The following is a 14,834-nucleotide window of genomic DNA, read 5'->3' on the forward strand; positions in this document are numbered from 1 at the left end:
TCTATAACCTAGTTTACCTACTTTTTAAATTTTATAAATTAATAAGCTCATCTAATAGATCTTGTAAAGTAATGCTTCTTAGTTCACTTTCTAAAGCTTCTTGTGCTTTTAGGAGGTGACCAGTTAAAAGTCCCTCGATCTTGCTACCAAGTGGGCAGGCCTTAGGTGAGTCAGAGTGGATCTTAAAAAGTTTTTCTTTATCATTTACTGCGTTAAAAATTTGAAGGAGGGTTATATCTTTTGGCTCTTTCGCAAGACTTACACCACCAACTCCAGCTACAACATTCACAAGTCCTGCAGCCTTTAGAGTACCAAGTAGGCGCCTAACTATGACCGGATTTGTGTTTATACTGCCTGCTATAAATTCGCTCGTGACTTTCTCGTCTTTGAAAAAACAAGCTGCTAAAACTACATGGATCGCGGTTGAAAACTTGATCCCTACTTGCATAAATGTCCTTGAAATTTTCTCTGATTATACTTTAAATTTTTACTAAAAGCAGTTTATTTTTTAGTTTAGATTTGACAAGTTGGCTTTTTGTGCCAGCTATGTCAAATCTATAATTTTTATGCTCGCTCGCCAACTGCTGTGAAGCGTTTTTGTATAAATTTTTTGTTTTTTAGCTCGTCTGTGATCGCAAGCGCAAGGTCTGCATAGCTTATATAGCTCTCATTTTTTGAGTTTAAGATGAGATTATCTCCACCAAGCACGTATTTGCCAGTACGAGCACCATTTGCGTCGTAGTCACCTGCTGGGCTTACGTATGTCCAAAGTAAATCGCTCCTATCTTTTAGCTCAAAATAAGACTCCGCAGTCGCCTTTGCCACGCCCATATATGCCGCTGGGAAGTCTGGGGTGTCCATAACCATAGTGCCTTTGCTATCAACAAATAACGTGCCAGCGCCACCAACTACGATGAGCCTTGTGCTAGTGCCTTCTAGTAAATTTACTAGGTGAGTGGCCACTTTTTTATGAAGCGCAAATGTTTCTTCGCTCCACGCTGCAAATGCGCTGATAACCGCGTCAAAGCCTGCTAGATTAGCCTTTGTAAGCTCGAAAATATCTTTATAGATAACCTTTACGCTTTCGTTTTTATACTCTTTATTCCTAACTATCGCTGTGACATCATAGCCTTGCTTTAAAGCCTCGTTCACCAAATTTGTACCGCTTTTACCATTTGCGCCTATGATTGCTATTTTCATTATTTCTCTTTTAAATTTTGTTTTTAAATTTACAGCCAGCTTGGCTTTACGTCATCAACTATCACGCCGTCACTCATAGTGTATTGCTCTAGGCTACCGCATTTTGCCTGGATACAGATCATTTTGATGCCGTTTTTGCCAGCTCTAAAGCACCTTTTACCCTCTGGATCTATGCGCACCGCGTCTCCTTTGCCAACTACTATCACTTCGCCATCAATAAAAAGCTCACCCTCACCATCTAGAATGATGTAAAGCTCCTCGTTTTGCTTATGTGCATGGACAAATGGCACGCTCACATTTGCCGGAAGCTCGTTTATAGATATCTCACAGCCAGTTAAATTTAAAGACTCTTTTAGTTCGACTCTTGGTTCGTTTGCGATCTTTGCAACTTGATAATTTTTCATTTTGTTCTCCTTGTCTTTGTGTTGTAATATTTTTATTTACAACTGATGAGCGAAGTATAATAATTTTTAGTTGTAATGTCAAGAGTTACAACAAAATTTTTATCATTTTTAAAATTCAATCTTTAAGCGGCACTAAAGCAGATGCAGGGCATATTTATACAGTTTTTAGCTTGCTTAGCCTCTAGTCAGGTGGCGCCAGAGCTTGCTATGGATGCTTAAATTTATCAGTAAAAGGTGATCATTTTAGATGCAAGAGACCCACTCTCATCACCACCACGCCGAGCATGGCGGTATGCACATTCACACGAGCAATAAAACTGTTTTAAGAAATTCATTTTTTCTAATTTTCACATTTATGATAGTTGAGGCGGTCTTTGGCTTCGTTTCAAACTCGCTTGCGCTTATTAGCGACGCATTTCACATGCTCTCAGATGCTGCGGCTCTCTTTTTGTCGCTGGTCGCTTTTAAGATCGCAGAAAAAAGAGCAAATTTAAAAAAGACTTTTGGCTACAAAAGGGTCGAGATCATCGCTGCTTTCATAAACGCCATCGCCATTATCGCACTTGCCGTTTTTGTCATAGTCGAAGCGATCATCAGACTTTTTAACGAGCCAGAGATCAAAGCTGAGGCGATGCTTCTTGTTAGTATTTTGGGGCTTATTATAAATTTAGTCGTAGCCGTTTATATGCACAAAAGCGCTGATACAAAAGAAAATTTAAATATGAAAGGTGCTTATTTGCACGTGCTTGGTGATACGCTTGGCTCGGTCGGCGCTATCTTTGCAGCGCTTCTTGTAATAAAATTTAACTTCACGCAGGCCGATAGTATCGCAAGTATCTTTGTCTCACTGCTTATCATAAAAAGCGGCGCTAATTTGCTAAAAGATAGCTTTAACATCCTGATCGAAGCCGTGCCGCTTAAGCTTGATACGGATGAAATTTTAGGCGTTATAAGGGGCGTAGATGGCGTTAAAATCGTTCATGACCTGCATATCTGGGCGATAAATGCTGGCACAAACGCGCTCATAGCCCACGTGGTGGTAGATGATGTGCTAAGCGTGGCTGAAATTTCAAAGATAATAAAGCGAATCGAACACGAGCTTTCTCACGCAGGCATTGGTCACGTCACGCTTCAGTTTGAAAGTGAGAACCTTGGACACAAAAATGGTCTCATCTGCGAGCTAAATGACGAAGATGATCACTGCGGGCATCATCACTAAAATTTGATGCAAAAGGTTTAAATTTAATGTTGCGCATAAAAAATGAATATCTAATGGTCGTGGCTTTGGGGTTGCTTGGTATTTTTATGGATAAGACTCCTCTTATCGCAGTAAATTTTTCAGTAGCGCCTTGGTTTGCGCTCTATTTTGTATAAAAAAGGGCTATATATTTGTTTTGTTGCTGGCGTTAAATTTTGCTCTATATTTTAATGCCATAGATGCCCCATTCGAACAACCAGAGCTTTGGACTTATTACGTGCCAGTGCTTGCACCTGCGACATACGGGCTTATCGCTTTAGTTTATGCTTCAGGTTTTCTTGTTTTTTTGCCGCTTCTTGCTTATCTTTATTTTTTATATTCGCTTTGCGTTGTGCTCTGTGCTTTGTGTAAAAGTTTAAGAGCTAAATTTGAGCTTTAAATTTAAGCCTTGCTAGCCTAGCAAACTCATTTTTACTCAACTTTAACGATTTTTTTTATAAAATTGCCTAAAATTTAACTAGGGATTTCATGAAAAACATTAGAAACTTTAGCATCATCGCTCACATCGACCACGGCAAAAGCACGCTTGCTGACCGCCTCATTCAGGAGTGTGGCGCCGTAAGCGACCGTGAGATGAGCTCGCAAATCATGGACACGATGGATATCGAAAAAGAGCGTGGCATCACGATCAAAGCCCAGTCTGTCCGCCTAAACTACGCACTAAATGGCGAAAATTTTGTTCTAAATTTGATAGACACCCCAGGTCACGTCGATTTTAGCTACGAGGTGAGCCGCAGCCTAGCTAGTTGCGAGGGCGCGCTTCTTGTCGTGGACGCCAGTCAGGGCGTGGAGGCGCAAACCATCGCAAACGTCTATATTGCACTTGAAAACAACCTAGAGATCATCCCAGTCATCAACAAGATCGACCTACCAGCGGCTGACCCTGCTAGGGTAAAAGACGAGATCGAGCACATCATCGGACTTGACTGCTCAGGAGCTATCGAAGTGAGCGCAAAAACAGGCGTTGGCATAAAAGAGCTGCTTGAAGCGATCATCACGAGGATCCCTGCGCCAAATGGCGATGCAAATAAGCCTACAAAGGCGCTCATTTACGATAGCTGGTTTGACAACTACCTTGGTGCGTTAGCCCTTGTGCGTGTTTATGATGGTGAAATTTCAAAAAATGATGAAATTTTGGTCATGGGTATAGGCAAAAAACACATCGTACTAGACCTCATGTATCCAAATCCTATAGCTCCGATCAAGACCAAAACGCTTAGCGCTGGCGAGGTTGGTATCGTTGTTTTGGGGCTTAAAAACGTTAGCGATGTTCAAGTTGGAGATACTATAACTCAGTCAAGAAATTCTCTAAAGGACCCAGTTGGTGGCTTTGAGAGGGCTAAGCCGTTTGTATTTGCGGGACTTTATCCAATAGAAACTGATAAATTTGAAGATCTGCGTGACGCGCTGGATAAGCTAAAGCTAAATGACAGCTCGATCAGCTACGAGCCAGAGACCTCGGTCGCACTTGGATTTGGCTTTAGGGTTGGTTTTTTGGGTCTTCTTCACATGGAGGTCGTCAAAGAGAGGCTCGAGCGCGAGTTTGATCTTGATCTAATCGCCACAGCGCCGACTGTGACTTACGAAGTCATCCAAACTGACGGGGTAAATTTAAAAATTCAAAACCCAAGTCAGTTGCCGCCTGTAAATAAAATAGACTCAATCCTTGAGCCATATGTAAAGGCTACTATCATCACGCCAAGCGAGTTTTTGGGCAATATCATCACTCTTTTAAACAACCGTCGTGGCATACAAACAAAGATGGATTACATCACGACTGATCGTGTTTTGCTTGAGTATGACATACCGATGAACGAGATCGTTATGGACTTTTATGACAAACTAAAATCAAGCACAAAAGGCTACGCAAGCTTTGATTATGAGCCTAGCGACTACCGCGTGGGCGATCTAGTGAAGCTTGATGTAAAAGTGGCCGGCGAGACGGTCGATGCGCTCTCTATCATCGTGCCTGAGAGCAAGGCACAAACAAAGGGCAGGGACTTTGTAAAGGCAATGAAAGAGATCGTACCGCGCCAGCTCTTTGAAGTGGCGATACAAGCTAGCATCGGTAATAAAATAATCGCCCGTGAAACCGTAAAATCAATTGGTAAAAACGTAACCGCCAAGTGCTACGGCGGCGACATCACTCGTAAGAGGAAGTTGCTTGAGAAGCAAAAAGAGGGTAAGAAACGTATGAAGGCGATAGGTAAGGTGAATTTGCCGCAGGAGGCATTCTTATCAGTCCTAAAAATAGACTAATGCGTTGTCTCGCTTTGTCATACTTTGTTGTGTCTAAAATTTACTCGGTCATTACCTGCTATGGTAACTCCCGTCGTAAATTTTACCCACGCCTCGTCTGACTTTGCGATACTGCCGCAGCAAGGATCTTATTTTGGCAGATAGGTTTTGATTAAAATTTAAATGCTAAATTTGTAAAAAGGAAATGTTATGCCGTTTGTGAAAATTTGTGTGACAAAAGAGGGCGATAGCCCAAGTGTTGAGCAAAAAGAGAAGATGATAAGCGGAGTTACAAAACTAATAAGCGAAATTTTAGGTAGAAGCGCTCAAAATACCGTTGTCATTATCGATGAGATTGATACGAATAACTATGGTATCGCAGGTGAGAGCGTGAAAAATCTCCGCAAAAAACAAAAAGAGCAAAAGGAAGTAAAATGCTAAGAACGACATTATTTGCAGTTTTTGTAGCTATCTTTTTAACTGGCTGCGTGGCTAAAGCTAGCCTTTGTCTATCGTGCGAGGGAATAGACGGTGTGCAAAGTGCGAGCATAAATAGTGAAGATAAAATGTATTTTGAAGAGGTTATGAGGATCCCAGCTGACTGCAGCGCTTGCAAAGGCAGGGGCGATGGTCTTTTTATAAATGGTGTTAAATACAAAAGTGATGTAGCAATAAACTGCTGCTTGGAAAAAAATATGATCGATACTAATGTTGGATTAAAAAAGGTTTATTTCCACAGGATCGTCGATGCTAGAAGTAGTGCAAGATCGATATATTACACAGGTGTTGAAGGAAATACTGCAGTTTTTAACTCAAATCCACGCCTCGAAGTGCTTTTTTACATGTTTTTGCAACGTGAGTTAAATTCTCGCGGAATCGTTGTTGTCGATACTCAAACATCGCCTTATACATATAGGCTTGATTTTAGATTTGACGAGCTTAGAGGCACTTACTCTAGAAGCTCTGAAATTTTAAACGGGCACTTATACGGCGAGCTTGTGCTTTCAGATATAAATTTCAAAAAGCGAATTCCTATCTCGACTAGACACCACGTGGAGGAGCTTGAGGCGTCAAAAAGCGGTCAGTTTGACTTCTTTATCGCGCTTTTAGTCAAGCAAGCTGCCATAAAAGTGGCTGATGAGATCACTAAACTTTGAAAGGAAAAATATGAGTAAATTTAAATTTCTAGCTATCTTTGGACTTTTTGTCCTATTTTTGAGCGGTTGCGCGCCTACTCAGACGGTGCTTGCGTTTGATCCTTATAAGGCTATTGTTTCAAATCAACAAAGCAATGGTTTTGAGGTCTATATAAGTGCGGTGCATGATAATCGCAAAAACAAAAGCACTATTGCAACGATAACTGATGATAAGGGCACCGTGGACGAATACGTCGTGCTTCAAAACGATCTCGCGACCTATTTTGGTGACTCTCTTAAAAAAGAGCTCATAGCTCATGGCGCAAATGTAAATGGCATGGGTGGCGTTGTGGTTGAAGTTTTCATAAACGAATTTGAAGCAAATATGAGCGGATACAATAGCGACAACACAAGAGGTAAGATAAAGATCACTCTTAAAATCCAAAAAGGTGATCAAAGCATCATCAAAAATATCTCAAACAACCAAACCAAATTTGAGCTAGTTCGCACTGGCGGAGCATTTAAGCCATTCTTAACAGACATTATTAATGACGCCATTAAACGCTCTGCGATCGCTATCTTAAATAGCTGATGTTTTGCGCGTTTTGCAAGAGCTTTACACTAAAGACATTTTGTAAAACCTGCTCGCAAATTTTAAGCGAACCAAGCCCAATAGTAAGAGAACTAGAGGGCTTTAAAATTTATAGCTTTTACGGCTACTCTGAAATAAAAGAACTCATCCACTCTAAGCACCAAATGCACGGATATTTTATATATAAAAACTTAGCCAAATTTGCATTTAAGAAATTTGCCAAAAGTTTTAGCTTTCCGGAGCAAGTCTATGCTTTGCCGATAGATGATAGAGTGCATCATGGCTACTCGCACACGGCTATTTTGGCAAATGCACTAAGGGCTAAAAATCTAAAGCCCATATTTCACGCACTGCATGCAACTAGCAAGACCAGTTATAGTGGTAGGGATTTACAATTTAGACAAAATAACCCAAGAAATTTTAAAATCCTAAAAAAGATCACTGCTCCAGTTATTTTAGTAGATGATATCGTAACTACTGGCACTACGATACTTGAGACTAGAAATACTCTAGAAAAAGCCGGCGTAAAAGTACTTTTTGCCTTGGTTTTGGCCGATGCTAAATATTAAATTTTAGTTTTTTGCCTAAGTCTTTTTGGGCAGAAATTTACATAGCTCCAGTAGTAATCTATTTCGTTAGCAGTAGGGGCATGCAAAAGTGATAAATTTATAGATAAAGCATAGTGCCAAGGCGGATCATATTTGAGCCGCATTTTATCGCTAACTCGAAGTCACTACTCATACCCATCGAACAGATAGTTGCACCTTTTGGCTTTAGGCTCTCAAAAATTTTATAAGTTAGTTCAAAGCTCTTTTGAATCTCTTTTGGCTCATCCACATGCGCTCCGATACTCATCACGCCTTTTAGATTAATATTTTTGCACTCGCTTTGGATACGCTCATAAATTTCTGCCGCGTTTGCTACGCTTACACCTTGCTTTGTATCTTCATCAGCTGAATTTATTTGAAGCAAGGTATCGAGCTTGTAGCTGAGTCTTTTATCGACTTCTACGGCCCTTTCAAAGCTATCGCAACTTTGCCAAAGTGTGGGCTTTAGGCTTATCATTTGATTGATTTTGTTATTTTGCAAGCGGCCGATCATGTGCCATTTGATGCCAGCAAAATCTTGCAGCTCTAGCTCTTTTTTGGCTAGCTCTTGGACTCTATTTTCGCCAAAATTTCTTTGCCCCTGCGCATAAAGCTCTCTTACTTCAGTGCATGTCACATTTTTGCTAACGGCGATGAGCGTCACATCTTTGCTTAAATTTTCGATCTTTTCTAATAGCTCTTTTAAAACTATCATCATAAACCTCCGCTTAATCTCATAATGTCATTAAAGGTCGCAAGTACCATTATACCAAGCAGTAGCACCCAGCCGCAGTAGGTAAGCGTCGTGAGCACTCGCTCATTTACCTCGCGTCTAAAAATTAGCTCATATAAGTTAAAAAGTATGTGGCCGCCATCGAGCGCTGGGATGGGGAATAAATTGAAAACGCCTAAATTCACAGAGATGAGCGCTGTGATAAGAAGCAACACGCTAACGCTGATCTGAGCGGCTTTTGAAGTGACATCGGCGATCTGCAAGATACCGCCGACCTCTTTTAGTGGCACGGCTCCGCTTACTAACTTAGCAAAGCTTTTAAAGATGAGCTTTGAAGCCTCGATTGTCTCATCAAAGGCAAATTTAAGGCTCTCTAAACCTGTGTGATAAATTTTTATCACTTCGCCGTTTGACCTAATGCCGATCAATGGGCGCTGCACTTTTTCATTAAAAGGATTTATCGTCTCGCCTATCTTTGGTGTTAAATTTATGCTTAGTGACGAGCCGTTTCTATCTATCAAAATAGTGCTAGGCTCGAGTTTTACATTTTTACTGATCTCGTCCCACTCGTTTATTTTTACTCCATTTATTGCTAAAATTTTATCATTTTTAGCTAGACCAGCATTTGCAGCTGCCGAGCCATCCGCTATGTGACCGATACTTGGTGCAAGTCTCTCAACGCCGATAAATCCAAGCAAAATGTATATAAAAAACGCCAAGATAAAGTTAAAAAACGGCCCTGCAAAGAGTATGTAAATTCGCTTTAGTGGGCTTAGCACATTGTAGCTATCACAGTCATAGTTTTTGGCCTTTGGGTCGGTGTCGTCTTGACCTTTTAGCTGTACGTATCCACCAAGTGGGATCGCGCTTAGACAGTAGTCGGTACCGCCAACATTTTTGGTGTAAATTTTCTCGCCAAATCCGATACTAAAGGTGTTTACCTTTACGCCAAGCATTCTTGCTGCCAAAAAGTGGCCAAACTCGTGAAAAAATATAAGAAAACTAATGGCTAAAACAGTCACTAAAAAATAAAACGAATACGCATAAAGCCCAAGTCCAAGCAGGGCCAGAGTGAAGAGAATGCCTTTCAAAACTTACCTTTTTTTGAAAAAATTGATAAGATTTTAGCCAAAGTTTATAAATTTACTCTCAAATTTGTCTTGTCGCTTAGGCGAAAATTTCCTTTAGCCAAGAGAGCACTTTGGCTCTATTTAGTCCTTTGCTGACGCTAAAATAAGTTTTATCTTTATCGTCTAGGTCAAATTTTAGATCAAAACGTGACTTTACTTGATCGATAAATGGTTTTAAGTTTAAAATATCAGGGTAGGGCAAAACGTCGCTTGGCAACTCTTGCAAAAAGCTCATGCCGTCATCGTTAAAATTTATTCTAGCCCTTGTCACAGCGTCGTTTCTAAGCTCTATCTCAAATGTATGGTCATTTATAAAAGGGGCAAAAAGGCGAATTTCTAAGTGAAATTTACCGGCTAGCTCATCATCGCTTAGTCCTTGGTTGCTAAACCAGTAGCCAAAATTTACAGCATTTAGTGAGATATCAAAATCATAAGGATCAGCAGGAGTCACTCCGATACTTCGTAAAAGCTCATATATGGGCAGTTTTGCTTGCAAGCCATTATAATAGTCATAAAGCTTGGCAAGTAGCGGATGTGTACGGCCAGCCTTCTCTTGCAAGCGTAAAATTTCAAAGATGTATCTGTGTGCAAACGAGCGGTGCGATACCGAGCGAGTAGCTTGCATGCTTAGATAGTCTAAAATGTCAAGGCTTTTTGAAAAACTCATCGCACTCCAAATACCACGCAAAGTCTCTACGTCGTTATCAAACGTATCAAATTTATCCGTATGGGTTTTGTCGTATTCTAAAGCGCAGCTTAATAAAAATTCATTTAGCTCAGGGCTTATCACAGCGCCAATTTTTTCTAAATTTTTAGCATCGTGATAAAAATTTGTGTTGATGATCTTTTGATTTAGTTTTTTAGCTTGTTTCTTCAGTGCTGGCTCTAAATTTGCAGTGCGTTCTAAAATAATATCTTTTAATTCGTAGCTCAAATTTAGCTCTTTTTCATCGCCTTTATATAGGCAAAGATATATTCAAACCCAGAATAAAGTGTTAGTGCAACAGCGATCCAGAGCAAAAGCTCGCCACCAGGCCAGCTCATCAGTAAAAATCCAACCGCAAACATCTGTGAGACGGTTTTTACTTTGCCTGCCATCGAAGCTGCGACCTCTACACCGTCACTTGCCATAACGACACGAAAGCCAGTTATAAAAAATTCCCTCACCAAGATGAGATAAACAGCCCAAGCACTAGCCCTTCCAAGCATCATGAGGCCTAAAAATGCAGCAAGAATTAGCATCTTGTCTGCCAGTGGATCAAGGATCGCCCCAAGTTTAGTTTTTTGATCCCAGCTTCTTGCGATGTAGCCGTCAAAAAAGTCAGTTACCGAGGCGATAACAAAAATAAGAGCTGCGAAGTAGTTTATCCAGCTCATGTGAATTTGCGTAAAAATTCCTGGTGCATTTACGAGCATAAAAAACATAAGCGGAGCCAGAAGTATCCTAAAAAATGCTAAAGAATTTGGTAAATTTAAACTCACAAATATGCCTTTATGCTTAGAAATTTCACTCTCATTTAAAAGTCGTGCCGCCATCTATTATAAATGTATGTCCAGTCACCCAGCTAGCTTTTGGTGAACACAAAAATAGACATGCTCCGGCTAGATCAGTTGGCTGTCCCATGCGGTTTAGTGGGCTAAGCTTTGCCGTCATATCGCGCACCTCTTCGTAGTTGGTAAAGGCTCTTAGCGCGTCTGTCTCGATAGGACCGCCGCTTACGACGTTTACACGGATATTTTTCTCGCCAAGCTCGGTTGCAGCGTATCTTGCCATCGCCTCAACGGCTGCTTTTGCTGTGCCGTGACCTGCGTAGTTTTCGATATATACTAAATTTCCAGTCGATGATAGGCTGATGATGCTACCACCACCCACTTTTTCCATGCGTTTTGCAGCTTCTTGGGTGCCTACGACAAAGGCATTTACAGTTGCTGTAAAGATGTTGTTTATGCCTCTTGGTTTTAGCTTCATAAATTTAGTGTATCCACCAGCTACTGCACGACCTGAAATAATTGCATTTGATATAAAAAAATCAATCCTATCAAAGTCCTCGTCTATCTTTAAAAATAGCTCTTTATAAGTCTCTGGCTCAAGGATATTTAGTGCGTAAGCTCTGGCTTTTATCTTGTAAGTAGTCTCAAGCTCTTTTGCTTGTTCTTTTGCAAGCTCTTCGTTTGAGTTGTAGGTAAATGCTATATTTACGCCAGCTTTTGCAAATTCTTCAACTATAGCTCTGCCGATACCTCTAGTGCCGCCACTGATGACTAGCGTTTTACCTTTAAATTCGTTTAGTGTGTCCTTCATTAAAAACCCTTTATTTCGTAATTTTTTATTACTTCTTCTATCTTTTTAAAATTTTCTTTACTTGGTTTGCAAAGTGGCAAGCGGTATTCCAAAGAGTCGATGAGTCCAGCTAGATACATCGCTGCTTTGATCGGTATCGGATTGCTTTCGCAAAAGAGCGTTTTATTTATCGTGTATAGATTGTCGTTTATTAGTTTTGCTTTTTTGTACTCTTCGTTCATTGCAAGGTGCGTTAGCTCTGAAATTTGATCTGGTAAGAGGTTTGCAGTAACTGAGATAACGCCCTTGCCGCCATTTGATATGATAGGATAGTTGATCGCATCTTCACCGCTAATGACTACTAAATTCGGCTCGTGAGCTAGCAAATCGACGCATCTATCTATGCTACCTGTAGCCTCTTTGATGCCGTAGATATTTTTACACTCTTTAAAGAGTCTAAAAACAGTCGCTGGCAAGATATCCACGCCAACTCTACCTGGAACATTATAAAGAAGCACAGGGATTTCAATGCTATTTGCGATAGCTTTGTAGTGCTCGTAAAGCCCTTCCTGTGTTGGTTTGTTGTAATAAGGTGCAACTGAAAGGATACCATCAGCGCCATGAGCTTGAGCAAATTTAGCGATACCAATAGCCTCGTGAGTCGCGTTACTGCCAGCCCCAGCAAGTACTTTTACATTTGTACCTTTACATGCATCAACGGCTATTTCGATACAAATTCTATGCTCATCATGCGTTAGTGTTGCACTCTCGCCAGTAGTTCCAACTGGTACAACGACATCTATACCGTGTTTTATCTGTCTTTTTATTAGCTTTTCAAAACTAACTTCATCTACTTTTTGATTTTTAAATGGCGTAATGAGTGCGGTCATCGCACCTTGAAGCGAATTTTCCACGTTTATTCCTTTTTTAATATTATTGTTGTGCTGGTTTTTTCATTAAAATATCTATTTGCTATATCTTTTAAAAGTTTTGCATCGATTTTATTGATATTTTTTTTAAGCTCGTAAAGTGGCTTTATGTCACCTCTAGCAAGGTATGAGCCATATAAATTTGCAACCTTGCTTGCACTCTCAAATGAGTAAATAAAATCAGTTTTTATCAAATTTTTAACTCTTAAAACATCATCTTTGTCGATTGGTTTATTTTTTAAATCATCTATGATCTTTAAAATTTCAGCCTCAACCACACTTGCTTCGACATCTGGGTTGCAAACTGCTAAAAATATAAATAAATTTTCATCAACGCAGCTCATATTATAAGCATAAATTTGATTTACGAGCATTAGCTCATCGATTAGACGTTGCTGTAAAATAGAGCTTCTGCCAGTGGCTAGATATTCACTGATCGCGTTTAGCCCCACTTGATCAGCATGCCTAAAGTCTGGGATCTTGTAGGCGATGGCTAGCATTTGTGTTTGGCTATTTTTATAGATGATAGCTCTTCTGGCTCCATCTTGCTCAGGTTCTTTGCAGTGAGATTTTGGGATGGCTCTTTTATTTTTTATGCTGTTAAAATTTTTCTTAGCTAGTTTAAATGCCTCGTCCTTGCCGATGTCGCCACTTATCATCAAAATCGCATTTTTTGGCTGATAAAAAGTAGCATGAAATTCTTTTATGTCGGAGATATTCCAGTTTTCAATATCTTTTATAAAGCCTATCGGAGTCCAGTGATATGGATGATAGATAAATGCGTGGTTGTAGAGCCTAAAGTAGAGGTATCCCATAGGGTTATTGTCTGTTCGCCACCTACGCTCTTCATGTACCACGTCTCGCTCTGGCTGAAATTCTTTGTCTTTTAGGCTTAAATTTTTCATAAGCTCGGCAAAAAGACCAAGCGTTTTGTCTAAATTTTCATTTGAGGCTTTTATGAAGTAGTGGGTATAGTCAAAGCCTGTACTTGCGTTATTTACGCCGCCAAAGCCTTTTACGATCTCGTCAAACTCCCCAGCTCGTAAATTTTTGGTTGATTTAAAATTTAGATGCTCTAACATGTGAGCGATGCCGCTTTTGCCCATCACTTCGTTTCTTGATCCAACTTTATAAAAGACATCGACGCTTATCACTTTTGAGCCAGGATTTACTGGTACGTGATAAATTTCTAGCCCGTTTTCTAGTTTTGTTTTATTAAATTTTATCAATCTTTTGCCTTTTATTTTTTAACATCTATGCCGACTGCTTCGCTAATAGAGGCAAAGCCATCTCTTTTTAAAAGTTCTAAAATTTCTAAATTTATATCTCTTGCGATCATCGGCCCTTTAAAGATAAAGCTTGTAAAAATTTGCACTAAATTTGCTCCCATTTTTATGCGCTCATATACCTCTGCACCGCTATCTATGCCACCGCACGCTATGAGTGTCGTCTTGCCATAAAGCTCGTCTGCCACGGCTTTAAACATCTCTTTTGATTTCTGAGCGACCACTTTACCGCTTAATCCGCCAAAGTCTTTTAAATTTGATGAGCAAGAGAGTGAATAATCAATGCTTGTATTTGAGACAAGCACGCCACTAGCGCCGTTTTCTACCGCGCAGCTACAAAGCTTGATCGCATCTTCGTGGCTCATATCAGGAGCGATTTTAAAGATAATTGGTTTTTTAGTAAGTGGCAAAATGACGCTAAAAAGTTCTTTTATGAAGCTCTCATCTTGCAAGGCTCTTAAATTTGGCGTGTTTGGTGATGAGACGTTTATGACAAAGGTGTCGCAAATTTCGCTAAATTCTTTTACTAAAATTTCATAGTCTTTTATTGCATCTTCGTTTGGTGTAACCTTGTTTTTACCGATATTTGCCCAGATAGGTAAAGTATAAGGATAAAGTTTTTTGACTCTATTTTTAATAGCCTCGCAACCATCGTTGTTAAAGCCCATCGCATTTTGGATGCTCTCTTCGTCTACGAGCCTAAAAAGTCTTGGTTTGTCGTTGCCAGGTTGAGGTTTTGGAGTAAATGTGCCAAATTCTAAATACCCAAAGCCAAGAGCTGTTAGTGCTTCAAACATTGTGGCATTTTTATCAAAGCCCCCAGCTATGCCAACTGGATTGTGATAAGTGCTTGAGAATAAATTTTGTTTTAGCGCACTGTCATCGACCACGCACTTATTTGCTACAAAGCTTAATGATCCTGGAAAAATTTTATTTGCCCCGATCATTAAAAATTCTGCGATTTTATGGGCAGTTTCAGGATCAAATTTAAAAAATATAGATTTTAAAGTATCGTAGTTTAAGCTCATTTTAACCTCTTTAAAATGCCTAAAAATTTGTG

At 39.9% G+C, this 14,834-nt stretch carries 19 protein-coding genes; 8 read left to right on the plus strand and 11 right to left on the minus strand.

Going from position 1 to position 14,834, the window contains the following annotated elements; all coding sequences use genetic code 11:
* Positions 1-31: 31 nt before the first annotated feature.
* From F3G75_RS00005 to F3G75_RS00015, 3 genes are all read right to left on the minus strand, one after another.
* Positions 32-448: an Rrf2 family transcriptional regulator gene (locus F3G75_RS00005; protein ID WP_149716090.1), complete on the minus strand. Its 417-nt coding sequence runs from the start codon at positions 446-448 to the stop codon at positions 32-34.
* Positions 449-564: 116 nt separating this feature from the next.
* On the minus strand, positions 565-1,200 hold the full coding sequence (locus tag F3G75_RS00010) for an NAD(P)-dependent oxidoreductase (protein ID WP_149716091.1): 636 nt from the start codon (positions 1,198-1,200) through the stop codon (positions 565-567).
* 29 nt (positions 1,201-1,229) lie between these two features.
* The gene (locus F3G75_RS00015) at positions 1,230-1,604 is read right to left on the minus strand and encodes a cupin domain-containing protein (RefSeq protein ID WP_149716092.1); all 375 of its coding nucleotides are present in this window, start codon (positions 1,602-1,604) and stop codon (positions 1,230-1,232) included.
* Between the two features lie 247 nt (positions 1,605-1,851).
* Between F3G75_RS00015 and F3G75_RS00020 the strand changes: the two genes are divergently transcribed.
* The 8 genes from F3G75_RS00020 to F3G75_RS00050 all read left to right on the plus strand — a co-directional run bounded on the left by F3G75_RS00020 (position 1,852) and on the right by F3G75_RS00050 (position 7,397).
* Positions 1,852-2,823 (plus strand): cation diffusion facilitator family transporter, encoded by a 972-nt coding sequence (locus F3G75_RS00020; RefSeq protein WP_223154393.1) that lies wholly within the window; start codon positions 1,852-1,854, stop codon positions 2,821-2,823.
* A gap of 26 nt (positions 2,824-2,849) precedes the next feature.
* Positions 2,850-2,978, plus strand: a complete 129-nt coding sequence (locus tag F3G75_RS09505) for a hypothetical protein (protein ID WP_262481466.1) — start codon at positions 2,850-2,852, stop codon at positions 2,976-2,978.
* Positions 2,954-3,241, plus strand: a complete 288-nt coding sequence (locus F3G75_RS00025; RefSeq protein WP_223154418.1) for a transporter — start codon at positions 2,954-2,956, stop codon at positions 3,239-3,241. The genes F3G75_RS09505 and F3G75_RS00025 overlap by 25 nt, the downstream gene beginning before the upstream one ends.
* Positions 3,242-3,330: 89 nt before the next feature.
* Positions 3,331-5,121: a translation elongation factor 4 gene (gene lepA, locus F3G75_RS00030; RefSeq protein WP_149716093.1), complete on the plus strand. Its 1,791-nt coding sequence runs from the start codon at positions 3,331-3,333 to the stop codon at positions 5,119-5,121.
* 189 nt (positions 5,122-5,310) lie between these two features.
* A complete protein-coding gene (locus F3G75_RS00035) occupies positions 5,311-5,541 on the plus strand; it encodes a 2-hydroxymuconate tautomerase family protein (RefSeq protein WP_009294206.1) in 231 nt (76 codons plus the stop codon).
* Positions 5,535-6,257: a hypothetical protein gene (locus F3G75_RS00040; protein ID WP_149716094.1), complete on the plus strand. Its 723-nt coding sequence runs from the start codon at positions 5,535-5,537 to the stop codon at positions 6,255-6,257. The genes F3G75_RS00035 and F3G75_RS00040 overlap by 7 nt, the downstream gene beginning before the upstream one ends.
* Before the next feature lie 10 nt (positions 6,258-6,267).
* On the plus strand, positions 6,268-6,828 hold the full coding sequence (locus F3G75_RS00045; protein WP_149716095.1) for a YajG family lipoprotein: 561 nt from the start codon (positions 6,268-6,270) through the stop codon (positions 6,826-6,828).
* Positions 6,828-7,397, plus strand: a complete 570-nt coding sequence (locus F3G75_RS00050) for a ComF family protein (RefSeq protein ID WP_149716096.1) — start codon at positions 6,828-6,830, stop codon at positions 7,395-7,397. Before F3G75_RS00045 ends, F3G75_RS00050 begins: the two co-directional genes overlap by 1 nt.
* A 97-nt stretch (positions 7,398-7,494) precedes the next feature.
* Here F3G75_RS00050 and F3G75_RS00055 read toward each other — a convergent pair whose 3' ends face one another.
* From F3G75_RS00055 to F3G75_RS00090, 8 genes are all read right to left on the minus strand, one after another.
* On the minus strand, positions 7,495-8,133 hold the full coding sequence (locus F3G75_RS00055) for a YggS family pyridoxal phosphate-dependent enzyme (RefSeq protein ID WP_188115366.1): 639 nt from the start codon (positions 8,131-8,133) through the stop codon (positions 7,495-7,497).
* On the minus strand, positions 8,130-9,239 hold the full coding sequence (gene rseP, locus F3G75_RS00060; RefSeq protein ID WP_149716097.1) for an RIP metalloprotease RseP: 1,110 nt from the start codon (positions 9,237-9,239) through the stop codon (positions 8,130-8,132). The genes F3G75_RS00055 and rseP overlap by 4 nt, the downstream gene beginning before the upstream one ends.
* A 76-nt stretch (positions 9,240-9,315) precedes the next feature.
* The gene (locus F3G75_RS00065) at positions 9,316-10,212 is read right to left on the minus strand and encodes a hypothetical protein (protein ID WP_149716098.1); all 897 of its coding nucleotides are present in this window, start codon (positions 10,210-10,212) and stop codon (positions 9,316-9,318) included.
* A 2-nt stretch (positions 10,213-10,214) separates the two neighbouring features.
* A complete protein-coding gene (gene pgsA, locus F3G75_RS00070) occupies positions 10,215-10,814 on the minus strand; it encodes a CDP-diacylglycerol--glycerol-3-phosphate 3-phosphatidyltransferase (protein ID WP_223154395.1) in 600 nt (199 codons plus the stop codon).
* Entirely contained in the window at positions 10,792-11,580 is a 789-nt protein-coding gene (locus tag F3G75_RS00075; protein WP_103576725.1) for an enoyl-ACP reductase, read from the minus strand. Before F3G75_RS00075 ends, pgsA begins: the two co-directional genes overlap by 23 nt.
* Positions 11,580-12,449 (minus strand): 4-hydroxy-tetrahydrodipicolinate synthase, encoded by an 870-nt coding sequence (dapA, locus tag F3G75_RS00080; protein ID WP_054197407.1) that lies wholly within the window; start codon positions 12,447-12,449, stop codon positions 11,580-11,582. The genes F3G75_RS00075 and dapA overlap by 1 nt, the downstream gene beginning before the upstream one ends.
* 26 nt (positions 12,450-12,475) lie before the next feature.
* Positions 12,476-13,717, minus strand: coding sequence for a M16 family metallopeptidase (locus F3G75_RS00085; RefSeq protein WP_149716099.1), 1,242 nt, complete (start codon positions 13,715-13,717; stop codon positions 12,476-12,478).
* An 11-nt stretch (positions 13,718-13,728) separates the two neighbouring features.
* Positions 13,729-14,802: a quinone-dependent dihydroorotate dehydrogenase gene (locus F3G75_RS00090; protein ID WP_149716626.1), complete on the minus strand. Its 1,074-nt coding sequence runs from the start codon at positions 14,800-14,802 to the stop codon at positions 13,729-13,731.
* Positions 14,803-14,834 lie beyond the last annotated feature (32 nt).

This window comes from Campylobacter concisus (assembly GCF_902460705.1).
GTDB lineage: Bacteria > Campylobacterota > Campylobacteria > Campylobacterales > Campylobacteraceae > Campylobacter_A > Campylobacter_A concisus_Z.

What these genes read in the sequence shown, in the direction of transcription:
- lepA (WP_149716093.1), top strand. Translation starts at nt 3,331, where the DNA reads ATGAAAAACATTAGAAACTTTAGCATCATCGCTCACATCGACCACGGC.
- F3G75_RS09505 (WP_262481466.1), top strand. Translation starts at nt 2,850, where the DNA reads ATGTTGCGCATAAAAAATGAATATCTAATGGTCGTGGCTTTGGGGTTG.
- F3G75_RS00010 (WP_149716091.1), bottom strand. Translation starts at nt 1,200, where the DNA reads ATGAAAATAGCAATCATAGGCGCAAATGGTAAAAGCGGTACAAATTTG.
- F3G75_RS00015 (WP_149716092.1), bottom strand. Translation starts at nt 1,604, where the DNA reads ATGAAAAATTATCAAGTTGCAAAGATCGCAAACGAACCAAGAGTCGAA.
- F3G75_RS00090 (WP_149716626.1), bottom strand. Translation starts at nt 14,802, where the DNA reads ATGAGCTTAAACTACGATACTTTAAAATCTATATTTTTTAAATTTGAT.
- F3G75_RS00050 (WP_149716096.1), top strand. Translation starts at nt 6,828, where the DNA reads ATGTTTTGCGCGTTTTGCAAGAGCTTTACACTAAAGACATTTTGTAAA.
- pgsA (WP_223154395.1), bottom strand. Translation starts at nt 10,814, where the DNA reads ATGGCGGCACGACTTTTAAATGAGAGTGAAATTTCTAAGCATAAAGGC.
- F3G75_RS00035 (WP_009294206.1), top strand. Translation starts at nt 5,311, where the DNA reads ATGCCGTTTGTGAAAATTTGTGTGACAAAAGAGGGCGATAGCCCAAGT.
- F3G75_RS00045 (WP_149716095.1), top strand. Translation starts at nt 6,268, where the DNA reads ATGAGTAAATTTAAATTTCTAGCTATCTTTGGACTTTTTGTCCTATTT.
- F3G75_RS00020 (WP_223154393.1), top strand. Translation starts at nt 1,852, where the DNA reads ATGCAAGAGACCCACTCTCATCACCACCACGCCGAGCATGGCGGTATG.
- F3G75_RS00055 (WP_188115366.1), bottom strand. Translation starts at nt 8,133, where the DNA reads ATGATGATAGTTTTAAAAGAGCTATTAGAAAAGATCGAAAATTTAAGC.
- F3G75_RS00005 (WP_149716090.1), bottom strand. Translation starts at nt 448, where the DNA reads ATGCAAGTAGGGATCAAGTTTTCAACCGCGATCCATGTAGTTTTAGCA.
- dapA (WP_054197407.1), bottom strand. Translation starts at nt 12,449, where the DNA reads ATGACCGCACTCATTACGCCATTTAAAAATCAAAAAGTAGATGAAGTT.
- F3G75_RS00075 (WP_103576725.1), bottom strand. Translation starts at nt 11,580, where the DNA reads ATGAAGGACACACTAAACGAATTTAAAGGTAAAACGCTAGTCATCAGT.
- F3G75_RS00040 (WP_149716094.1), top strand. Translation starts at nt 5,535, where the DNA reads ATGCTAAGAACGACATTATTTGCAGTTTTTGTAGCTATCTTTTTAACT.